This is a genomic window from Amycolatopsis sp. NBC_01286, from assembly GCF_035982555.1.
Lineage (GTDB): Bacteria > Actinomycetota > Actinomycetes > Mycobacteriales > Pseudonocardiaceae > Amycolatopsis.
On sequence record NZ_CP108428.1, the window covers coordinates 880,191 to 898,903 of the forward strand.

The window sequence follows — 18,713 nt, forward strand, 5'->3', positions numbered from 1 at the left end:
CCTGATCGGTCTCGCGCGTGCATGATGGAGGTATGCGGATCACGGCTTGGTGGCGCGGCATCAGCCCGCGACGGCGCCTGATGCTCAGCGGCGTGGCGGTCGTCGTGGTGGCCGTGGTCGTCGCGGCCATCGTCGTCACCTCCGGCACCAGCGCCGCGCCGCAGGCCGGGACACCCGACCAGGACAAGCCGGGCCCGGTGCTGCTCGTGCCCGGTTACGGCGGCGGCCAGGGCGCGCTCAACGAGCTGGCCGCGCACATCCGGCAGACCACCGGACGCACCACCGAGGTGCTCACCCTGGCCGGCGACGGCACCGGTGACCTGCTCGAACAGGTCGCCGTGCTCTCGGCGGCGGTCGAACGCGCGTACGCGGCCGGCGCGCCCTCGGTGGACGTCGTCGGCTACTCCGCGGGCGGCGTCGTGGCCCGGCTGTGGGTCGGCCGCGAGGGCGGCGAGCACCAGGCCCGCCGGGTGGTGACGCTCGGCGCGCCGATGCACGGCACCGGCCTGGCCGCGGCGGGCGGCGCGCTCGTGCCGGGCGCCTGCCCGACGGCGTGCGTCCAGCTGGCACCGGGCAGCGCGCTGCTGCAGGAGATGGCGAAGGACCCGATCCCGTCGACCCTGCCGTGGCTGTCGGTGTGGACCGAGCGCGACGAGACGGTCACGCCCCCGGACTCGGCCCAGGTGGACGGCGCGGTCAACGTGGCGCTGCAGCAGGTCTGCCCCGGCAACCAGGCCGGCCACGGCGACCTGCCCACCGATCCCGCCGTCACCGAGCTGGTCCTGCAGGCGCTGGGCACCACGCCGCTGGAAGCGCCCGCGGACTGCCTCAGCTCGTGACGTCCTTGGTCGCGAAGTTCGCCCAGGCCGCGCCGAAGAACACCACGATGTAGCCGGCCTGCAGCAGCAGGCCGTGGTCGATGTTGCGCCACAGCACAGGATCACGGAAGAAGTCGATCCACGACAGCCAGTAGTGCGTCGGCAGGTACGGCTTCACCGACGCGGCCGCGTCCAGCGTCTCCAGCACCGAGCTGGTGATCAGCACGGCCAGCCCGCCCAGCGCGGCGCCGAGCGAGGAGACGGTGACCGTCGAGAGGAACATCGTGATCGCCGCGAACCCCAGCATCGACACCACGATGTAGGTCACCGCGCCGAGCAGCCGCAGGCCCAGCCCGGACGAGCTGAGCGACTGCCCCGACAACGACGTCACCCCGGCGGGCTGCCCGCCGGGACCCGCGACGCCGGGGTTGCCGCCGGTGCCGAACAGGATCACGCCGAGCATCAGCGACGTCAGCACCACGATCACGATCGCCGCGGTCACGTACACCGCGATGGCGACCATCTTGGCGCTGAGCAGGCGCGTCCGGCCGACCGGGCGCACCAGCAGGTACCGCAGGGTGCCGCCGGACGCCTCGCCCGCGATCGCGTCACCCGCGACGACGGCGACCGCGATCGGCAGGAACAGCGGCAGCACCAGGGCGAGCGCGGCCGCCGGGTAGAGCGCGCCGTCGTTCACCACGGCCGACAGGAACGCCCCGCCCTGCCCGGGCGGCGGCGCGAAGTCGGCCGTCGCCAGGAAGATCCCGACGATCGCGGGCAGCAGGCAGAGCAGCAGGACGCTGACCCAGATCCGCGGCCGCAGCACGAGTTTCCGCAGCTCGACGCCGATCATCCGGCCGCCACCTCCCCGAAGCGGTCCGAGCCGGGGCCGGTGAACTCGAGGACCACCTGTTCGAGGGTCCGCCGCTCGGCGTCGATGGACGACACCCGCACGCCGGCCTGGACGAGCATCGCGTTCAGCGCCGCCGGGTCTTCGTGCCGGATCACCAGCCGGTCACCGTCGCGGGACTCGAGCTGCCCGTCGAGGACCGCGGCCGCCGCGGCCGGGTCCGGCGTGCCGACGAGCACCCGGCCGGTCAGCGCGCGCAACGACGTCAGGTCTTCCTCCAGCACCAGCCGGCCGCGGTCGACGACGCCGACGCGGGTGCACAGCTGCTCGACCTCGGCCAGCAGGTGACTCGACAGGAACACCGTGGTCCCGCCCGCGTTCAGCTCGACCAGCAGCTCGCGGATCTCCTTGATGCCCTGCGGGTCGAGGCCGTTGGTCGGCTCGTCGAGGATCAGCAGCCGCGGCTTGCGCAGCAGCGCGCCGGCCAGCCCGAGCCGCTGCCGCATGCCCAGCGAGTACGCCTTGATCGGCCGCTGGTCGACCGCGCCCAGCCCGACCTGCTCCAGGGCGTCGTCGATGCGACGCCGCCGGGTGCGCCGGCCGCCGCCGCGCCCGGCGGCGTCGAGCAGCGAGAGGTTCCGGCGGCCGGACAGGTGCGGGTAGGCGGCCGGGCCCTCGACGAGCGCGCCGACCTCCGGCAGCACCTCGGCGACCCGTTTCGGCACCGGCTTCCCGAGGACCTCGATCTCGCCGCTGGTCGCGTAGACGAGCCCGAGCAGCATCCGGACCAGCGTGGTCTTGCCCGAGCCGTTCGGGCCGAGGAAGCCGTAGCGGTCGCCTTCGCGCACGTCCAGGTCGACGGCGTCGACGGCGAGCACCCGGCCGTAGCGCTTGGTCAGGCCGCGGGTGACGATCATCGGCCGCTCCGGCGCAGCCGCGACAGCTCGTCCGCGACCGTGCGCAGCACGTCCGGCGTCACCGTCCCGGCCAGCAGGTACGAGCGCCGGGAGAACGACGACCGCACGATCGCCAGCGACAACGGCGTCAGCGACAGCTGCACCACGCTCCCGGCCGTCAGCTTGACCTCCACACCGCCTGCCTTCCCGGCCGCGTCGCTCGCGGCGTTCCCGACGTTGCGCGGCACGGCGATGACGGCGAAGGCCGCCAGCCCGGTGCCGTAGAGCGCGGCGCCGGTGACCCCACCGAAGTTCGACGACGCCACCGGCCGCCCGCCGAGCGTGTCCGGCAGCACGGCCTGGCCCAGCGCCCCGAGGGCGTCGGTGACGTCCGGGGCGCTCGTGACGGAGAAGCCGGAGCCGAGCACCGGCCGCGGCGCCTCGACCACCGGCGTCGTCTGCTCGACCTGCTGGAACGCGGTGCTCAGGATCGGTGCCTGCTGGCCCCGCGCGGTGACCTCGACGCGCACCGGCAGCCCGGTCGCCGGGTCGGCCCACAGGTCCACCTGGCCGATCGTGGTGTCCGGGTCGGCCGGGACCAGCCGCAGCCCGGACGCGTCGACGCCGGCGACGCGCCGCGCGGGCAGCGTGCTCACCGAGTCGTTCTTCGCCGCCTGCAGGACCCGCCGCGCGAGCTCCGGCGGCAGCAGATCCCCTGCTCGCGGCAGCCGGACGCTCGGTTCGCCGATCAGCTCGGTCAGCGTGTTGGTGCCGTAGTCCCAGGTGTATTCGCCGTCGGGCAGCCGGTAGACGTCGTGCTCGCCCGCGGTGCCGAGGGTGTCGACGCGGTAGCGGTCGGGCCCGGCGTACCAGGCGCGCATCCGCGTCGTCCCGGCGAAGAGCGCGGCGACGTCGGCGAGGTTCGGCAGCTCCGGCAGGGCGAGCGAGCCGGAGCTCTCGGCATACCCCTGGTACGGCCGGCCGGCGGACGCCAGCACCAGCGTGCGCAGGCGCGCCGGGTCGATCGACTCCCCCGCGGACGGCAGGGCGGCGACGACGGCGGGCACCGACACGAGGACAAGGGTCACCGCGGCGACCACCGCCCACCGGCGCCGCGTTTCGTGCCGCACCACCGAGGGCGTCATCCGGCATCACCTCTGTCGTCCTTTGTACGCCATGGCACCCGGAAGATCAGCCGCCGAGTTCTTACGAATCCTGTGGATCGCGGCGGTACGCTCGCCCGGTGACGACCCCCGTTCATGCTGCTGTCTTGAGCTAGTTCCGGCTGCTCCGGCAGTCCCGAACCCCCTCACCCCGCGCCGCGCGCGGGCACTCCGCCACGCGCGCGGCCGCAGCAGAACGGAATTCCGTGCCTCACCTCGTCATGCCCGGCGAACCCGGCCGCATGCTCTTCGCCCCGCCCTCCCGCTCCGACGTCCCTGCCGTCCCCGCCGACGAAGCGCTCTCGGCCGACGCGGCACTGCGCAGCTTCTCCGCCGGCGTCGCCCTGCTCTGGAGCGGCGGCTACCCGGCCGCGCGGCAGCTCCTCGACGCCGTGTCCCGGCGGCTCCCGCCCCCGCCGCCGGACGACTACCCGGCCCACCGGGCGCACCGCGCGCACCGGGCGCGGCTGCTCTCGCTGCTGTACGTGCCCCTCGACCCCGGGCACATCGTCCCGCTGCGCCGGGCGCCGGACGTCCGGGAGGCGTGCGCCGGCGTCTACGGCTCGCTCGACGTCGCGGCCGCGGTCCCATTGCGGGAGCTGCTCGGCGTCCTCGGCGCGGCCGGGTGGCGCCGGACCGGGATCGCCGTCCCCGCGCTCGGCGCGCGGATCCACCCGTACTACGGCGTTTTCGCGCCGGTGCGCCAGGAGTACGTCCGGCTGGTCGCGGAAACGCCGTTGCCCGCCACGGATGTCGCGTTCGACGTCGGCACCGGGACCGGCGTGCTCGCCGCCGTGCTCGCCCACCGCGGGGTGGCGCGGGTGGTCGCGACGGACGCCGAGCCCCGGGCCGTCGCGTGCGCGGCGGACAACCTGGCCCGGCTGGGGTTCTCCGCGCGCACCGAAGTCGTCTGCGCGGACCTGTTCCCACCCGGCCGGGCTTCGCTGGTGGTGTGCAACCCGCCGTGGCTGCCGGGGCGGCCCCGGATGTCGCTCGACCACGCCGTGTACGACCCGGGCAGCCGGATGCTGCGCGGCTTCCTCGACCGGCTGCGCCGGCACCTGAAGCCGGGCGGTGAGGCCTGGCTCGTGCTGTCCGACCTGGCCGAACACTTCGGCCTGCGCACCCGCGGCGAGCTGCTCGGCTGGATCGACGCGGCGGGCCTCGACGTCGCGGGCCGGACCGACACGGCACCACAGCATCCCCGCGCGACCGACGCCGACGACCCGCTGCACCGGGCCCGCGCGGCGGAAGTCACGTCGCTGTGGCGCCTGCGCGCGGACTGAGCACCACCGCCGGAGTCACGACTCGGTCCGGAATGCCGGATCCGGGCCGTGCCCCGGTTATTCTCGGGCCCAGCGCAACCGACCATGGGGGACGAAGTGAGCACGACCGGCGAGGGCACACCGCAGAGCAACGCCGAGGCGATGATCGCCGAGGCCAAGCGGGCTTTGTGGGTGATGGTGGGCCTGCTGGCCGTGATGTGGGTGCTGCAGATCGTCAACGCCCTCGACGACAACGGCCTGAGCCACGAGTTCGGCATCGAAGCACGCGACCCCGCGTCGCTGCCGGAGATCTTCAGCGCGCCGTTCTTCCACTTCGGCTGGGACCACATCGAAGCCAACTCCGGCCCGCTGTTCGTCTTCGGTTTCCTCGCGGCTTACCGCGGGGTGAAGAAGTGGCTGGGCGTGAGCGTGCTGATCATCATCGCGAGCGGCCTGGGCGTCTGGTTCATCTCCCCGTCGACCGCAGTCACCGCCGGCGCCAGCGGCCTGGTGTTCGGCTACTTCGGCTACATCATCGTGCGCGGCCTGTTCGACCGCCACCCGATCGACATCGTGATCGGCCTGGTGATGGCGTTGTGCTTCGCCTACCAGTTCTCGTCACTGCTGCCCTCCGACGAGCAGGTCAGCTGGCAGGGCCACATGTTCGGCTTCGCGGGCGGCATCATCGGCGGCTGGCTCTTCCGCGACCGCCACCCCAAGGCCGCAACCGGCCCGGACGCCACCGACCCGGCGACCGTGCTGCTCCCCAAGGACCTCAGTTAGGCGGCAGGCGCAGCTCACCGGTCGATGTGGCGGGGCACGACGCGTTCCACGACGCGATCACCGAGCGGTTCTCCTCCGCTCGCGACCTGCGGGACCAGCTGCACTGGATACGGGGCGTCGTCGTCAACGCTCACAAGAACCACGCCTCCGCAGTGAACGCCAACCTCCGGATGTGGCGAGGCTGAAGGTGGCAGGGGCGGAACGCGGACCCGATGGCGGGCCGGTCACTCCGGTGAAGATCGTCCTTTCCGACTTCCACGCCGTCGCGCAGCAGTTCGTCGACGCGCAGACCGGCCTCGAACGGATCCGGCAGGACCTGCTCACCGGTCTCGACGGGGCGAACGGCGCCGCCGGGGCGTGCGGCGGTGCGCACCAGTACCAAGAGGGCTGGGCCGCGGCGATCGACTGCATCGTCAACGACGGCTTCCACACCGCGTTCGATCTGCTCGGCTCGATCGGCAAGGGCATCGACACAGCCGCCCTCAACCACGCGGCCGCCGATCGGAACAGCGTCCCCGGCCAACCCGGCGACGGGCAACCGTGGACCCCCGTCGCGCCCAACACCTGGCCGGCCAACAGTGATTTCGCAGTCCTGACCGGCGATTCACCGTGGTGGATGCCCGACTTCCTCGAGAAGTACATCCCGACCGCGGACACAGGCCGGATCGACAACGCCGCCGACGCGTGCCGCCACGCAGCGGCCGCGACGCGCGACCTCGTCACCGGCCTGCACACCAAGCTGCAGGGCCTGGTCAGCAACAACAGTTCCGACGACGTCAGCGAACTCGAGCAGTTCTGGCAGCGCGCCGCAGGCCCGCAATCGATCCTCACCGAGTTGCCTCGGACGCTTGATGACGTCGCGTCCAGCCTCGTCGACTTCCGGGTGTGGAACACCGACACCCAGGAAAAGATCAAAGAGAAGATCAAAGAGAGCGTCGACGGCCTCTCCGTCGTCGGCGTCATCCTGGTCATCGGCAGCATTCTCACCGAAGGTGCCCTCGACGTGCTCATCGTCGGGGTGATCGAAGCCCTCGAGCTCTTCGGCGTCGACGCAGGCGCCACACTGGCGATTCCCATCGCCGAAGTCGTCACCACAGCCGAGACGATCCTCGTCGTGGCCGGCGGCGCGATCGCCATCACCCAAGGTGTGGTGCCCGCGATGCAGGCGGCCATGAGCAGCACACCCAACCCCGACGTCGAAGGCGTCGACGCCACCAGGATCGGCGACGAGCTCAGCGGCCACACCCAGCCGTCCCGGGTCCCGGATCCCGGCGGCCACCCGACCACGGTCCCCAAAGGCGCGGACGCGGGCACCACCCGCGCACTGCAGCGCGAGAACGAATCGGCCACCACCCTGGCCAGGGCCGGCTACGACGTCGAACAACACCCGGAACATCTCCACCGAGATAGCGAAGAAGGTCGAGCGGGAGCAGACCGACCGGGTCGTGCTCAACCTGGCGGACAGTCCCGCCGACCTGGGCGCGATGCGCGCGCAGCTGCACGACTGGCCGGTGGACGGGCTCAAGGAGGTCATCGCGATCGACAAACTCGGCAATATACTTCACCTCTACCCGTAAGACACCACGCAAGGACTTCTCTGGATGGCAATTTCCTACGACCTCGAGCTGTCGCCGGAGCAGGTCGCGCGTCAACTGCTCGACGTCGCGCGTCGTGAGAAGCTGCTCGACGCACCGGTCACTCCGGAGCAGATCCTTCGCGACGGCGCAGTCACTCCGCTGCACACGTGGATCCGGGTCTACGAACGCAAACCCGCCGCCTGGGCGCCGGTGATCACCGATCTCGGTATCACCCCGACCGTCGCGGCCGGGTTCAGCCTCCACAAGCACGACAAGATCGCCGAACAACAAGATGACATGATCCGGCTGTCGGCCGGTCTGCTGGAACACGTTCCCGGCGACGCGCTGCTGTCCGGAATGGACACCATCTGGCTGCTGCGTCGCAATGGCGCCCTCACCGTGAACGAGCAGGACGACATCTGGCCACCGCGCCGTCTGGCCGTGCTGCGGCAGCCCTACCGTCGCGCCACGCAGACGTTCGCCGAGGACTGAAGGCATGGGCGAACAGCCCGCCGAACCCGCATGTCCCCGATGACCTGAGAACGCGCCGATGTGGCTTCCTGGGTGCGGGGTGTGAACCGCTGTGAGAACGCTGTGGATCCGGCTCCGCGAGATGCCGGGCCGGCGCGGCTGTGGTGATCTGGATCGGTGGCGAACAGTTTCCTCCGGACCGCGGTCCTCGCGGCGGCGTCGACGCTGGTCCTGGGGACCGGCGTCGCTCTCGGCGCGAACTCGACCGCCGACGACGCCTACGCGGCGGCCGCCCCGGTCAGCACGCCCATGCCCACCGTCAGGTCCATACCTGAAGCCGCGGCGCCCGCGACCACCTCACCGGTCGGCGCGTTGTTCGCGAACGGGAGCCACTTCTGCAGCGCCAGCGTCGTGCACTCCGGCGCCGGTGATCTCGTGCTGACCGCCGCGCACTGCGTCAAGGACGGGATGGCCTTCGCGCCCGGTTATCACGACGGCGTCGCGCCGCTCGGAATGTGGACCGTGACGGACGTGGCCGTCGCGGCCGGCTGGACGTCGGCCGCGGATCCGGATCTCGACTTCGCTTTCCTGACCGTTCACCAGGCCGGGAACACCGCTTCCCTGGAAAGCCTGACCGGCGCGAACACCCTCGGAATCGATCAGGGATTCGACCACGAAATCACTCTTACGGGCTACCCCGACACGACCGATTCCCCGGTCGTCTGCACCGGCGGGACGACCCGTTCCGACACATATCAGCAACGGATCGCGTGCCCCGGTTTTCCGGACGGGACCAGCGGCGGGCCGTGGGTGACGAACGGCGTGGTCGTCGGCGTGATCGGCGGTTACCAGCTCGGCGGCGACACCCCGGACGTCTCCTACAGCGCCTATTTCGACGACGACATCCAGCAGCTCTACACGTCGGCCGCGGGCTGAACGCGAACCGGGCCCGCGTCCCTGGCGGAGGACACGGGCCCGGCTCATCTCACGTGAACCTTCAGCAGGTCACGATGAGCCCGGTGAGCGCCGAGCACGTCTTCGACGCGCTGTCGTTGGCGCTGGTGGGGTCGGTCGGCGCGCTCGTGGTCTTCTGCACCGTGGTGGTGTAGGAGCCGAGGGCCAGCAGGCCGCCGTTGACCGAGAACTTCGCGGTCGTGGACGCGCCGGAGGCCAGCGAGGCGACGTCGCAGTTCAGCGTCCGGGTGCTGCCCACGTGGGCGCACCCGGTCGAGCTCGCGTACGAAAGACCCGACGCATACGTTGCGACGACCCGGATCCCGGACGCGGCCGACGGGCCGGTGTTCGTCACGGTCAGCGTGTAGTCGATGCGCGCGTTCAGGCCGCCGTGGCCGGTCGCGGCGAGCGCGACTTTGACGTCGGCGAGGTTCGACGCCTCACCGATGGTGACGACCGGGCCGTCGAGGGTCTCGAAGGCGTAGTTGTCGCCGACGAACTGGTGCTGCAGCGTGAACTGGCCCGGCGTGATCGTTTCCTTGGCGCGCAACGTGAACACCGCGGTCCGGGTGCCACCGGCTTCGAGGTCGCCGAAGGGCGCGCGGTAGCTGCTGCCGGCCTGGAAGCAGCCCAGGTCCGTCACGCCGGTGCAGGAGACGAGGTCCGCGACGTCGGTGATGGCGGTCGGCGAGCCGTAAATGGCCGCCTTCGCGAAGGTCACCGTGAAATCGCGGTCGTTGTAAATGGTTTCCGAGACGGTGAATGTCTGCCCCGGCAGTACCGTTGTGGGACTGACTTCGACAGAACTGGAGGGCGGGGCCGCGTCCGCGGCGGGCGCCATCGCGATGAACGCGGTGGCCAAAGCGGCCACCGAAGACAGAATCGTTGTCCGTCGCCAGCTTCTTCGCATAGTGGTGTTCTCGCCGTTCAGTCGAGGAATGCCGCTCTGACAGATGCTGCTGTTCAGTCGTCGCGTCCCCACAATTCGTTACCTCCATCCGGCGGCGCCCCGGCACCGCCTTCAGGACTGACGCCAGCGGCCGTTCATCTCACCCGGGCGCGGCGGTGGGCCCGGCAGGTCCGGGCCGTCACCGGCCGACAGCCCTTCCAGGAGCAGCGCGAGGTACCGCTGCCGCAGCTCACTGGTGCGCACCGGGTCGTCGACGCGGATCGCCGCGCAGCACTCGAGGATCATGCCGACGTCTTCGGTGACGGCGTCACGGCGCAGGCGCCCGCTCTCGTGCGCGCGGGCGACGAGCCCGGCGGCCAGCTCGTTCGCGCGCTGGGCGTCGAGGCCCATCTCCCGGGTCGGCGTGAACGTGCCCGCCAGGTGCGTGGTCAGCGAGTGCACGTCGGCGTCGACCACCCGGCCGAGGAAGCCGGTGAGGGCCGTCCAGGCGTCCGGCTCCTCGACCGAGACCTCGGCCTCGGAGATGAACCGGCGGAGGCCGTCGTGGCACAGCCTGCAGAGCAGCAGTTCCTTGCTCGGGTACCGCCGGTAGAGGGCGCTGATACCGACGCCGGCGCGCTCGGCGACGGCCGAGACGGGCGCCTTCGGGTCCAGCAGGAAGACGTCACGGGCGGCGTCGAGGATCACGACGTCGTTGCGGGCGGCCTGGCCGCGGCGGCCAGGCAGTGCGGTGTCGGACGGAGTGCTCTCGGACATGACCCGAGGGTAGCACTGGAACGGATCGTTCCGCTCTGCTATCGTACGGAACGAAGCATTCCGTTCCAGTCATCGAGGAGCAGTTATGACGGTCCCCGCCCTTCGCCCGTTCCGCGCCGAGATCCCGCAGTCCGCCCTGGACGACCTGCGGGCGCGGCTCCAGCGCGCCCTCTGGCCGGACGACCTGCCGGCCGGCTACGGCGTCACGAACGAGCGGGTCCGCGCGCTGGCCGAGCACTGGCTGGAGCGGTTCGACTGGCGGGCCTTCGAGGCGCGGCTCAACGCGTATCCGCAGTTCACGACCGAGATCGACGGCGAGACGATCCACTTCCTGCACGTCCGGTCGTCCCGCGCCGACGCCACCCCGCTGGTGCTGACACACGGCTGGCCGGGGTCGGTCGCCGAGTACCTCGACGTCATCGGCCCGCTGACCGAGCCGGAGTCACCCGAGGCGCCGGCGTTCCACCTGGTGATCCCGTCGCTGCCGGGCTTCGGGTTCTCGGGCCCGGTGAAGTCCGCGGGCTGGGGCACGCACCGCACCGCGGCGGCGTGGGCCGAGCTGATGAGCCGGCTGGGCTACGAGTCGTACGGCGCGGCGGGCAACGACGCCGGTTCGATGATCTCGCCGGAGATCGGCAGGCTTGCGCCGGAGAAGGTCGTCGGCGTGCACGTCACGCAGCTGTTCTCGTTCCCGTCGGGCGACCCGGCGGAGATGGCGGGCCTGAGCGCGGCCGACCAGGGCGCGCTGGCGCACCTGCAGTGGTTCTACGAGAACATGTTCTCCTTCAACCAGCTGCACAGCCAGCAGCCGCACACGCTGGCGTTCGCGCTCGCCGACTCGCCGCTGGCCCTGCTGGCGTGGAACGCGCAGCTGTTCGGCGAAAGCCTCGACGCCGACTTCGTCCTGGCGAACGTGGCGCTGTACTGGCTGACGGGAACCGGCGGCGCGTCGATCCGCTTCTACTACGAGGACGCGCAGAGCCCGGCGCACCCCGCGGCGCCGACCACGGTCCCGACGGCGCTGGCGATGTTCAAGGGCGACTTCCAGTCGATCCGCCGGTTCGCCAACCGCGACCACGCGAACATTGTCAGCTGGAACAGCTACGACGCCGGCACCGGCAGCGGCGGCCCGCGCGATGCCGCCGGCCACTACGCGGCACACGAGGCCCCCGAGATCCTGGTCGCCGACATCCGCCGGTTCTTCGCCGGCCTCTCCCGCCCCTGGCCGGTCCTGGACCAGGCCCACGCCGCACTGCGCTCGGCAATCGAAGGCGTCGAGGACTGGTCGGCCCCGACCCCGTGCGCGGACTGGAACATCACCCAGGTCCTGCAACACGCGGCGGCCGACCAGCTGGGTTACGCCGCGTTCATCACGGGTGAGCCGGGCCCGGACTTCAACCCGTTCACCCCGTCGGGCACCCTCACCGAGTCGCCGAGCGCCTACCTGGAACCCAAGCTGGCGGCGGCCGAGGCCGCATTCGCGACGATCACCCCCGACACCACCGCGGTCCCGACCCCCCTCCCCCAGGGCGCACTGCCGGCCCCGGTAGCGGTCGGCGCAGCAGCTCTCGACGCGGCGGTCCACGCCTGGGACATCGCAACCGCAACGGGCCGGAAGTCGTTGCTGACACCCGAACTGGCGGAAGCGTTGCTGCCGGTGGCCAAGGAACTGGCCGAGCCACTGCGAGGGTTCGCCTACGCCCCAGCCCTACCGTCACTGACCGAAGACGACGCGGTGTCGACACTGCTGAGGTACCTGGGCCGCAACCCCCATTGGACGGCCTAACGCGCCATCTCACCGCCGCGGGGTCGGGACCCTCCCCGCCACAGCACCCCTCAGCCAACCCTGCTCGACCAGTTCGCGGCAGCGGCCGCCCTCAGCCAAGCACGACGGGACCACGCAAGGCTCTCCAGCCACGCCCTCAGCCGACGGCAACATCAGCGCCACCGGCCGCAGCAATCAAACCGACTGCCACAAGCAATCCAGCTCGCAAACTGACGGCCAGCAGCCACCACCCACCCGCCGCAAACCGCACTCAGGCAGCCAGGCCCACCAGATCACGACAGCAGCCACGCCCGGACAACGCATCCCGCGCAACACCTCTCCACTCAACCGACAGCCATCACCCGCCCGCCGCAAGCTGCACTCAGGCGGCCAAGGCCTCACCAGATCGGACGGCAGCCACGCCCGGACAACGCCGTCCTACGCAACACCTCTCCACTGAGCCAGCAGCCAACCCCATCACCGACTTCCGGCGCACCTCCCACCCGGCCGACGGCAGCACCAGCACCCCACCATCCACCGCACAGCCGACCGGCCACCGGCCACGCTGCTGCCCACCACCACGCCGGGTTCATACAGTTCGGGGGCGGTCGTCACCGGCGCGGTCGGTCGAGGCCATGTTCAGCTGGCCCGGCCTCGGCCATCTGAACTATCCGACCGGCCACCACCGACCCGCCACAGCGTCCCCTCGAAACCCAAGCCCAACCGGCTCACGGCGGCAACCACCCTCCGCGCGCCCAACGCACCACCGGCCGCCGAACATCCACAGTGGACCACCCACCACCCGGGATCACCATGAACGACCCTACCGAGAGCACGCGAAAATCCGTTGCCCCGCAAGGAACCGCGATCCTAACCTCGAGCCATGACGAACCGGCCCTTCCGTTGGGACCTCGTGCGTCCCGACCAGGTCGGGACGCTCCTCGACCACGCCCGGGAACCGCACCTCTGGTTCCTCCCCCAGCTCACCGAAGCCACCGGGAAAGTGCTGGCGCGCTGCGGAAACGGCGAGCTCCACTTCGTGGGCCGCTCGCTCGACAGCATGCACGACCTCCTCGGCGGGGCCCTCGAACGCACCTCCTGGCACGACCGCGTCCACCAGCTGCCGATGTCCCTGAAACCACTGCGGGACTTCACGAAACACGACACCACGCTGCTGCGGGAGCACCTCGCGGCCGCCGGCATCACGCCGTACCGGCTGGCGCGGGGCACGCGGCCCACGGTGTTCGTCGACCTCGTCCACGAAGGCGAGACCTTCACCGAGCTCTACCGGCAGCTGCGCCGGTGGATCGTCGAAGACCGGGAGGCCTGGCCGGTGATCCGGCGGAAGCTGCGGTTCCTCGGCGTGACGCCCCGCAACCTGTCCTGGCGGTGGCGGGAAGACGCGGGCTGGCCGGCCGAGCTGTCGGCGGCCGCGGTCCGCAACGTTTCGCTCGACCGCGACGTCTGGTACTACTTCGGCGACCACCAACCGAAACTCACGCCGTCGTTCCCGCGGCAGCGGTGGACCGACGAGAGCGTCCGATCCCCCGACCGCGGGAAGGCCACCCGGAGTGCCCTGGCCGAAGCGTTCGCGCTGGTCGACGCCGGCCGGCAGGCCCGGACGAGGGAGCAGCTCGTCCGGGCCGTCGCCGGGGAGCCGGCGATGGCCGGGTCGTGGCTGCGGACGCTGATCACCGAACTGCGGTACTGACCGATCGGTCAGCAGGCGGTACGGTGAGCCGCATGGCGCGGAAGTCGGTGTCGGTGCGGCGGGAAGAAATCGTCCTCGCTGCGCTCGAACAGGTCCGCGCGCGGGGCATCGCCGGGGTCCGGGCGGCCGACGTCGCGAAAGCCCTCGACGTCAGCACGGCCCTGATCTTCTACCACTTCGGCACCCTCGAAACCCTCATCATCGAGGCCTTCCGGCAGGCCGCCGAGACCAACCTCGCGGTCCTGCGCGGCGAACTCGACCGCGGCGGCCCGGCCGGCGAACGACTGCGGGCCGTCCTGGCGCTGTACGGCCCCACCGAGCCCGCGCACGGCTGGAAACTGTGGATCGAGGCGGGCGCCGCGGCGATGCGCGACACCCAGCTGCGCGCCGTCCTGCAGCGGCTGGACCTGCGGTGGCGCGACGCCGTCGTCGCGCTGATCGCCGAGGGTGTCGGGGCCGGCGAGTTCCGGTGCCCCGACCCGCACGGCGCCGCGTGGCGGCTGACCGCGTTGCTCGACGGGCTGGCCATGCAGGTCGTCGCCCGCGAAGGCACCGTCACCGCCGACGACTGCGCCCGGTGGATCGAGCAGGCCATGACCCTCGAACTGGGCCGTAACTGACTCACCGATCAGGAGGGGTGATGACCGAACCCGCGTTCCTCGAGGTGACGTGGACCGACCCCGGCACCGGGTGCCGCGGTTACCTGGTGATCGACCGGCTGGTCCGCGGCGTCGCCAGCGGCGGGCTGCGGATGCGCCGCGGCTGCACGCTGTCCGAGGTCCGCGGCCTGGCCCGGGGCATGACGCTCAAGGAAGGCCTCAACTACGACCCGGCCGGCCGGGTCGTCCCGCTCGGCGGCGCCAAGGGCGGCATCGACTTCGACCCGTACGACGAGCGGGCCCGTGACGTCGTCGCCCGCTACCTGCACGCCATGCGGCCGCTGATCGAGCAGTACTGGACCCTGGGCGAGGACCTGGGCCTGCGCCAGGACGTCATCGACAGCGTCATCACCGAAATCGGCCTGCAGAGTTCGATCCAGGCGATCTACCCGCTGCTCGAAGACCGGGAAACAGCGGTCGAACGGCTCGCGGCCGCGTTCAAGATCGAGGTCGGCGGCCTGGGCCTAGACGAGCTGGTCGGCGGCCTCGGCGTCGCACAGGCCACGCTGACCGGTCTCGAAGTGCTGGGCCTCGACGGCCCGAACCGCGTGGTCGTCCAGGGTTTCGGCTCGATGGGCGGTGCCACCGCGCGGTTCCTCGCCGAGGCCGGGCTCGACGTCGTCGGCGTCTCGGACGTCCACGGGGTCGTCACCAACCCGGACGGCTTGGACGTCGAGAACCTGCTTCGGCACCGCGACCGGTTCGGCGGCATCGACCGCGACCACCTGAAGCCCGGCGACGGGCTGCGGCCGCCGGAAGCGTGGCTGGACGTGCCGGCCGAGGTGCTCGTGCCCGCGGCCGTCTCCTACTGCGTCGACGCCGGCAATCAGGCCCGGATCGGCGCGAAGCTCGTCGTCGAGGCGGCCAACATGCCGGTGACGGCGGAGGCCGAGCAGCTGCTCGGCGCACGCGGGATCCGGGTCGTGCCGGACTTCGTGGCCAACTCGGCGACCAACTCCTGGTGGTGGTGGACGCTCTTCGGCGACGTCGAGGCGGACGCCGATGCGGCCTTCGCCAAGGTCCGCAGCCGCATGCGCGAGCTGGTGACCGGCATGGTCGAGCGGGCAGCACGCGACGGCCTCGGCCTGCGTGCCGCCGCCCTGGCGCTGTCGGAGAAGAACCTCGAAGCCATCCAGGCGAGGTTCGGGTGACCCACCCCGGGAACGAATCGGACCGAAAGATAGTTGAACGCTCTATGAAACTCGGTATCTACAGCTTCGGCGACCGGCCGCCGGACCCCCGCACCGGTGACCAGGTCTCCGTGGCCCAGCAGCTGGCCAACACCCTCGAGCGGATCAAGCTCGCCGACGAGCTGGGCCTGTCCTTCTACGGCCTCGGCGAACACCACCTCGACCAGTACGCCATCTCGAACCCGGCCACCGTGCTGGCCGCGGCCGCGAGCGTGACGGACCAGATCACCCTGAGCTCCGCCGTGACCGTGCTGAGCACCGAGGACCCGGTGCGCGTCTACCAGCAGTTCACGACCCTCGACCAGCTCAGCCACGGCCGCGCCGAGCTGCTGGCCGGGCGCGGGTCGTTCACCGAGTCGTTCCCGCTGTTCGGCAACGACCTCGGCGACTACGACGAGCTTTTCGAAGAGAAGCTCGCCCTGCTCCTGCGGATCGACCGCGAAGACCCGCTCACCTGGTCCGGCAAGTTCCGGCCGCCGCTCGACAACGTGCGGATCCTCCCCCGGCCCTACGGCCGGCGGCTGCGGATCTCCGTCGGCACCGGCGGCAACCCCGAGTCGTCGATCCGCGCGGGCCTGCTCGGCCTGCCCGTGGTCTACGCCGTGATCGGCGGCCGTCCGGAGCGCTTCGCGCCGCTGGTCGACCTCTACCGCCAGGCCGGCGAAGCGGGCGAGCACCAGCGTGAAGACCTGCACGTCACGATGAGCGCCATCGGGCTCATCGCGCCGAACTCGCAGGACGCGAAGGAGAAGTTCTACCCGTACTGGCTCGAGACGATGAAGTACGGCGCGAAGGCCCGCGGCTGGGCGATCCCGACCCGCGCCGAGTACGACACGTACGCCCAGGGCGCGCAGGCGTTGTTCGTCGGCAGCCCGCAGGAGATCGCCGAGCGGCTGATCTCCGTCGGCAAGCTCACCGGTGCCGACCGGTACGCGCTGCAGATGGACTGGTCGGGCGTGCCGCACCAAGACGTCATGAAGGCCATCGAACTGCTCGGCACCGAGGTGCTCCCGCTGGTGCAGAAGGAGTTCTAGACGTCGTTCGCGGCGATGTAGCCGAACGTCATCGCCGGGCCGATGGTCGAGCCCGCGCCCGCGTAGCTGTGGCCCATCACGGCCGCGCTGGCGTTGCCGGCGGCGTAGAGACCGGGGATCACCGAGCCGTCCGGGCGCAGCACGCGCGCCCGGGCGTCCGTGCGCATGCCGCCCTTCGTGCCCAGGTCGCCGGGGACGAGCTTGAGCGCGTAGAACGGCGGTGCCCACAGCGGCGCGAGGCAGGAGTTGGGCAGCACCAGCGGGTCGGTGTAGTAGTGGTCGTACGCGCTCGCGCCGCGCCGGAAGTCGCGGTCGACGCCCGCCCACGCGAAGCCGTTGAACCGGTCCACTGTGGACTTCAGCGCCGCCGCCGGCACGCCGATCGCCGAGCCGAGCGCCTGGATGCTCGACGCCTTGAAGACCGCGCCCGCGCTGTACCAGGCGTCCGGGAACGGCAACAGCGGCAGGATGTCGCGGAACAGGTACTTGCTGCGGTAGCTCTGGTCGACGATGAGCCACGCGGGGATGTCCGGCGCCGACGGGTTCTTGTCGTACATCGTGTGCACGACGTCGCTGTAGGGCGCGGCTTCGTTGACGAACCGCTGCCCGGCCTGGTTGACGATCAGGCCGCCGGGCAGGGTCCGCTCGGCCAGGCAGAAGTACGGGTCGCCGGGGGTCGGGATCGCCGGACCCCACCACGCGTCGTCCATCAGGTCGAGCGCGGCGCCGGCCCGCTGACCGGCGCGGTGGCCGTCGCCGGTGTTCTCCTTGGCGCCGACCGTCCAGGCCGTGCCGATCGGCTGCCGCTGGTACTGCGCGCGCATGGCCGCGTTGTGCTCGAAGCCGCCCGAGCCGACGATCACGCCGCGCCGCGCGCGGATCAGCCCCTGGGGCACCAGAACCCCGGTGACCGCCCCGTTTTCGACGTTCAGGTCGGTGAGCGGGGTGTTCAGCAGCACCGGGACGTTCGCGGCGAGCAGCCCGGCCCGCAGCCCGGCGGCCAGCGCCTGCCCCATGGTGAGCGGCTTCTGCCCGGCGAGCGCGGCGGCCGTCCCCCGCGCGAGGCACGTGGCGGCCACCGCGGCCCCCTTCGCGTTGACCGCGGCGAGGTTCAGCCACTTGTAGTCGGCGCTGAACACGACGAGCCCGGCCGGTGTCGCGAGGTACGCGGGGTTCAGGTTCGCCAGCTCGGCGCCCAGCAGGTTCCCGTCGAACTGGTCCGGCTCGATGGACCGCCCGTTCGGCAGGCCGCCCGGCAGCTCCGGGTAGTAGTCGCTGTAACCCTCCATCCAGCGGAACCGCAGCGGGCTGTTGGCCATGACGGACGCGATCATCGCGGGTCCGTTGCGCAGGAACGCTTCCTGCCGCGCGGCCGGCACGTCCGGGCCGACGACGGCGGCGAGGTACTGCGCGGCCTTCGCCGGGGTGTCCGGCACGCCGGCGGCGAGCAGCACGGGGTTGTTCGGGATCCAGATGCCGGCGCCGGACCGCGCGGCGGACCCGCCGAACGTCGGCGCCTTCTCGACCACGACGACGCTCAGCCCGCGCTTGGCCGCCGTCAGCGCGGCGGTCATCCCGGCCGCGCCGGAGCCGACCACGACGACGTCGTACTCCCCCACGAGTGGTGCGGCGCTCGCGGACGACGTCCCCGCGATTCCGGCGGTCACGGCGAAACCCACGCCCGCCGCGGTGCCGCGCAGGATCTGGCGGCGGGTCAGGTCGGCATCCATGGCGCACTCCTCGCTCGCGGAACGGCGAACGTCATGGTGTCGGTACCGGCCAGAAACTGGAACATGTTCTACCCGCTTGGAGCAGCCGTCACCGTCTCGAATGGACCGGTGGCGCCAACCGTTGACGACATTCGGCGCACCGGGCCCTAAGTTGACGGCCTCCTCATCTTCTGGCTAACTT

At 71.4% G+C, this 18,713-nt stretch carries 18 protein-coding genes; 12 read left to right on the top strand and 6 right to left on the bottom strand.

Annotation, left to right across the window (positions count from 1 at the left end; translation table 11 throughout):
* Positions 1–32: 32 nt before the first annotated feature.
* Entirely contained in the window at positions 33–839 is an 807-nt protein-coding gene (locus OG570_RS04105) for a PGAP1-like alpha/beta domain-containing protein (RefSeq protein ID WP_326955653.1), read from the top strand.
* Here OG570_RS04105 and OG570_RS04110 read toward each other — a convergent pair.
* Genes OG570_RS04110 through OG570_RS04120 form a run of 3 tightly spaced genes read right to left on the bottom strand, consistent with a single transcriptional unit; the run spans position 829 to position 3,709 of the window.
* Positions 829–1,671 (bottom strand): ABC transporter permease, encoded by an 843-nt coding sequence (locus OG570_RS04110; RefSeq protein WP_326955654.1) that lies wholly within the window; start codon positions 1,669–1,671, stop codon positions 829–831. The two genes, OG570_RS04105 and OG570_RS04110, sit on opposite strands and share 11 nt — an antisense overlap.
* Positions 1,668–2,585, bottom strand: coding sequence for an ABC transporter ATP-binding protein (locus OG570_RS04115; protein ID WP_326955655.1), 918 nt, complete (start codon positions 2,583–2,585; stop codon positions 1,668–1,670). The genes OG570_RS04110 and OG570_RS04115 overlap by 4 nt, the downstream gene beginning before the upstream one ends.
* A complete protein-coding gene (locus OG570_RS04120) occupies positions 2,582–3,709 on the bottom strand; it encodes a sigma-E factor regulatory protein RseB domain-containing protein (RefSeq protein ID WP_326955656.1) in 1,128 nt (375 codons plus the stop codon). The genes OG570_RS04115 and OG570_RS04120 overlap by 4 nt, the downstream gene beginning before the upstream one ends.
* A gap of 260 nt (positions 3,710–3,969) precedes the next feature.
* Between OG570_RS04120 and OG570_RS04125 the strand changes: the two genes are divergently transcribed.
* The 5 genes from OG570_RS04125 to OG570_RS04145 all read left to right on the top strand — a co-directional run bounded on the left by OG570_RS04125 (position 3,970) and on the right by OG570_RS04145 (position 8,759).
* Positions 3,970–5,013, top strand: a complete 1,044-nt coding sequence (locus OG570_RS04125; RefSeq protein WP_326959864.1) for a class I SAM-dependent methyltransferase — start codon at positions 3,970–3,972, stop codon at positions 5,011–5,013.
* A gap of 84 nt (positions 5,014–5,097) precedes the next feature.
* On the top strand, positions 5,098–5,775 hold the full coding sequence (locus OG570_RS04130) for a rhomboid family intramembrane serine protease (protein ID WP_326955657.1): 678 nt from the start codon (positions 5,098–5,100) through the stop codon (positions 5,773–5,775).
* Between the two features lie 172 nt (positions 5,776–5,947).
* Positions 5,948–7,450, top strand: coding sequence for a hypothetical protein (locus OG570_RS04135; protein ID WP_326955658.1), 1,503 nt, complete (start codon positions 5,948–5,950; stop codon positions 7,448–7,450).
* Entirely contained in the window at positions 7,377–7,844 is a 468-nt protein-coding gene (locus tag OG570_RS04140) for a SitI3 family protein (RefSeq protein ID WP_326955659.1), read from the top strand. The genes OG570_RS04135 and OG570_RS04140 overlap by 74 nt, the downstream gene beginning before the upstream one ends.
* A 156-nt stretch (positions 7,845–8,000) precedes the next feature.
* Positions 8,001–8,759, top strand: coding sequence for a trypsin-like serine peptidase (locus tag OG570_RS04145; protein WP_326955660.1), 759 nt, complete (start codon positions 8,001–8,003; stop codon positions 8,757–8,759).
* A gap of 61 nt (positions 8,760–8,820) precedes the next feature.
* Here OG570_RS04145 and OG570_RS04150 read toward each other — a convergent pair whose 3' ends face one another.
* Positions 8,821–9,618 (bottom strand): hypothetical protein, encoded by a 798-nt coding sequence (locus OG570_RS04150; RefSeq protein ID WP_326959866.1) that lies wholly within the window; start codon positions 9,616–9,618, stop codon positions 8,821–8,823.
* Here OG570_RS04150 and OG570_RS04155 point away from each other — a divergent pair.
* Entirely contained in the window at positions 9,521–9,727 is a 207-nt protein-coding gene (locus tag OG570_RS04155; protein ID WP_247064529.1) for a hypothetical protein, read from the top strand. The two genes, OG570_RS04150 and OG570_RS04155, sit on opposite strands and share 98 nt — an antisense overlap.
* A 71-nt stretch (positions 9,728–9,798) precedes the next feature.
* Here the strand turns inward: OG570_RS04155 and OG570_RS04160 are convergent, their stop codons facing one another.
* Entirely contained in the window at positions 9,799–10,443 is a 645-nt protein-coding gene (locus OG570_RS04160; RefSeq protein WP_326955661.1) for a TetR/AcrR family transcriptional regulator, read from the bottom strand.
* A gap of 85 nt (positions 10,444–10,528) precedes the next feature.
* Here OG570_RS04160 and OG570_RS04165 point away from each other — a divergent pair, with 85 nt between their 5' ends.
* The 5 genes from OG570_RS04165 (at position 10,529) to OG570_RS04185 (ending at position 16,802) form a co-directional block, all read left to right on the top strand.
* Positions 10,529–12,229, top strand: coding sequence for a TIGR03086 family metal-binding protein (locus tag OG570_RS04165; protein WP_326955662.1), 1,701 nt, complete (start codon positions 10,529–10,531; stop codon positions 12,227–12,229).
* An 862-nt stretch (positions 12,230–13,091) separates the two neighbouring features.
* Complete coding sequence (locus tag OG570_RS04170; RefSeq protein WP_326955663.1) at positions 13,092–13,919, top strand: hypothetical protein; 828 nt, start codon at positions 13,092–13,094, stop codon at positions 13,917–13,919.
* Between the two features lie 32 nt (positions 13,920–13,951).
* The gene (locus tag OG570_RS04175; protein WP_326955664.1) at positions 13,952–14,539 is read left to right on the top strand and encodes a TetR/AcrR family transcriptional regulator; all 588 of its coding nucleotides are present in this window, start codon (positions 13,952–13,954) and stop codon (positions 14,537–14,539) included.
* A gap of 20 nt (positions 14,540–14,559) precedes the next feature.
* Positions 14,560–15,729: a Glu/Leu/Phe/Val dehydrogenase dimerization domain-containing protein gene (locus OG570_RS04180; protein WP_326955665.1), complete on the top strand. Its 1,170-nt coding sequence runs from the start codon at positions 14,560–14,562 to the stop codon at positions 15,727–15,729.
* Between the two features lie 44 nt (positions 15,730–15,773).
* Positions 15,774–16,802: an LLM class flavin-dependent oxidoreductase gene (locus tag OG570_RS04185; RefSeq protein WP_247061447.1), complete on the top strand. Its 1,029-nt coding sequence runs from the start codon at positions 15,774–15,776 to the stop codon at positions 16,800–16,802.
* Here the strand turns inward: OG570_RS04185 and kstD are convergent.
* Complete coding sequence (gene kstD, locus OG570_RS04190) at positions 16,799–18,532, bottom strand: 3-oxosteroid 1-dehydrogenase (RefSeq protein WP_326955666.1); 1,734 nt, start codon at positions 18,530–18,532, stop codon at positions 16,799–16,801. The genes OG570_RS04185 and kstD overlap by 4 nt on opposite strands.
* Between the last annotated feature and the right edge of the window lie 181 nt (positions 18,533–18,713).

Excerpts from the sequence above, each read along its gene's own strand:
- OG570_RS04115 (WP_326955655.1), bottom strand. The coding sequence starts at position 2,585 with ATGATCGTCACCCGCGGCCTGACCAAGCGCTACGGCCGGGTGCTCGCC.
- OG570_RS04170 (WP_326955663.1), top strand. The coding sequence starts at position 13,092 with ATGACGAACCGGCCCTTCCGTTGGGACCTCGTGCGTCCCGACCAGGTC.
- OG570_RS04150 (WP_326959866.1), bottom strand. The coding sequence starts at position 9,618 with ATGGCGCCCGCCGCGGACGCGGCCCCGCCCTCCAGTTCTGTCGAAGTC.
- OG570_RS04165 (WP_326955662.1), top strand. The coding sequence starts at position 10,529 with ATGACGGTCCCCGCCCTTCGCCCGTTCCGCGCCGAGATCCCGCAGTCC.
- OG570_RS04110 (WP_326955654.1), bottom strand. The coding sequence starts at position 1,671 with ATGATCGGCGTCGAGCTGCGGAAACTCGTGCTGCGGCCGCGGATCTGG.
- OG570_RS04175 (WP_326955664.1), top strand. The coding sequence starts at position 13,952 with ATGGCGCGGAAGTCGGTGTCGGTGCGGCGGGAAGAAATCGTCCTCGCT.
- OG570_RS04120 (WP_326955656.1), bottom strand. The coding sequence starts at position 3,709 with ATGACGCCCTCGGTGGTGCGGCACGAAACGCGGCGCCGGTGGGCGGTG.
- OG570_RS04180 (WP_326955665.1), top strand. The coding sequence starts at position 14,560 with ATGACCGAACCCGCGTTCCTCGAGGTGACGTGGACCGACCCCGGCACC.
- OG570_RS04155 (WP_247064529.1), top strand. The coding sequence starts at position 9,521 with ATGGTTTCCGAGACGGTGAATGTCTGCCCCGGCAGTACCGTTGTGGGA.
- OG570_RS04160 (WP_326955661.1), bottom strand. The coding sequence starts at position 10,443 with ATGTCCGAGAGCACTCCGTCCGACACCGCACTGCCTGGCCGCCGCGGC.
- OG570_RS04130 (WP_326955657.1), top strand. The coding sequence starts at position 5,098 with ATGGGGGACGAAGTGAGCACGACCGGCGAGGGCACACCGCAGAGCAAC.
- OG570_RS04125 (WP_326959864.1), top strand. The coding sequence starts at position 3,970 with ATGCTCTTCGCCCCGCCCTCCCGCTCCGACGTCCCTGCCGTCCCCGCC.
- OG570_RS04185 (WP_247061447.1), top strand. The coding sequence starts at position 15,774 with ATGAAACTCGGTATCTACAGCTTCGGCGACCGGCCGCCGGACCCCCGC.
- OG570_RS04140 (WP_326955659.1), top strand. The coding sequence starts at position 7,377 with ATGGCAATTTCCTACGACCTCGAGCTGTCGCCGGAGCAGGTCGCGCGT.
- OG570_RS04105 (WP_326955653.1), top strand. The coding sequence starts at position 33 with ATGCGGATCACGGCTTGGTGGCGCGGCATCAGCCCGCGACGGCGCCTG.
- kstD (WP_326955666.1), bottom strand. The coding sequence starts at position 18,532 with ATGGATGCCGACCTGACCCGCCGCCAGATCCTGCGCGGCACCGCGGCG.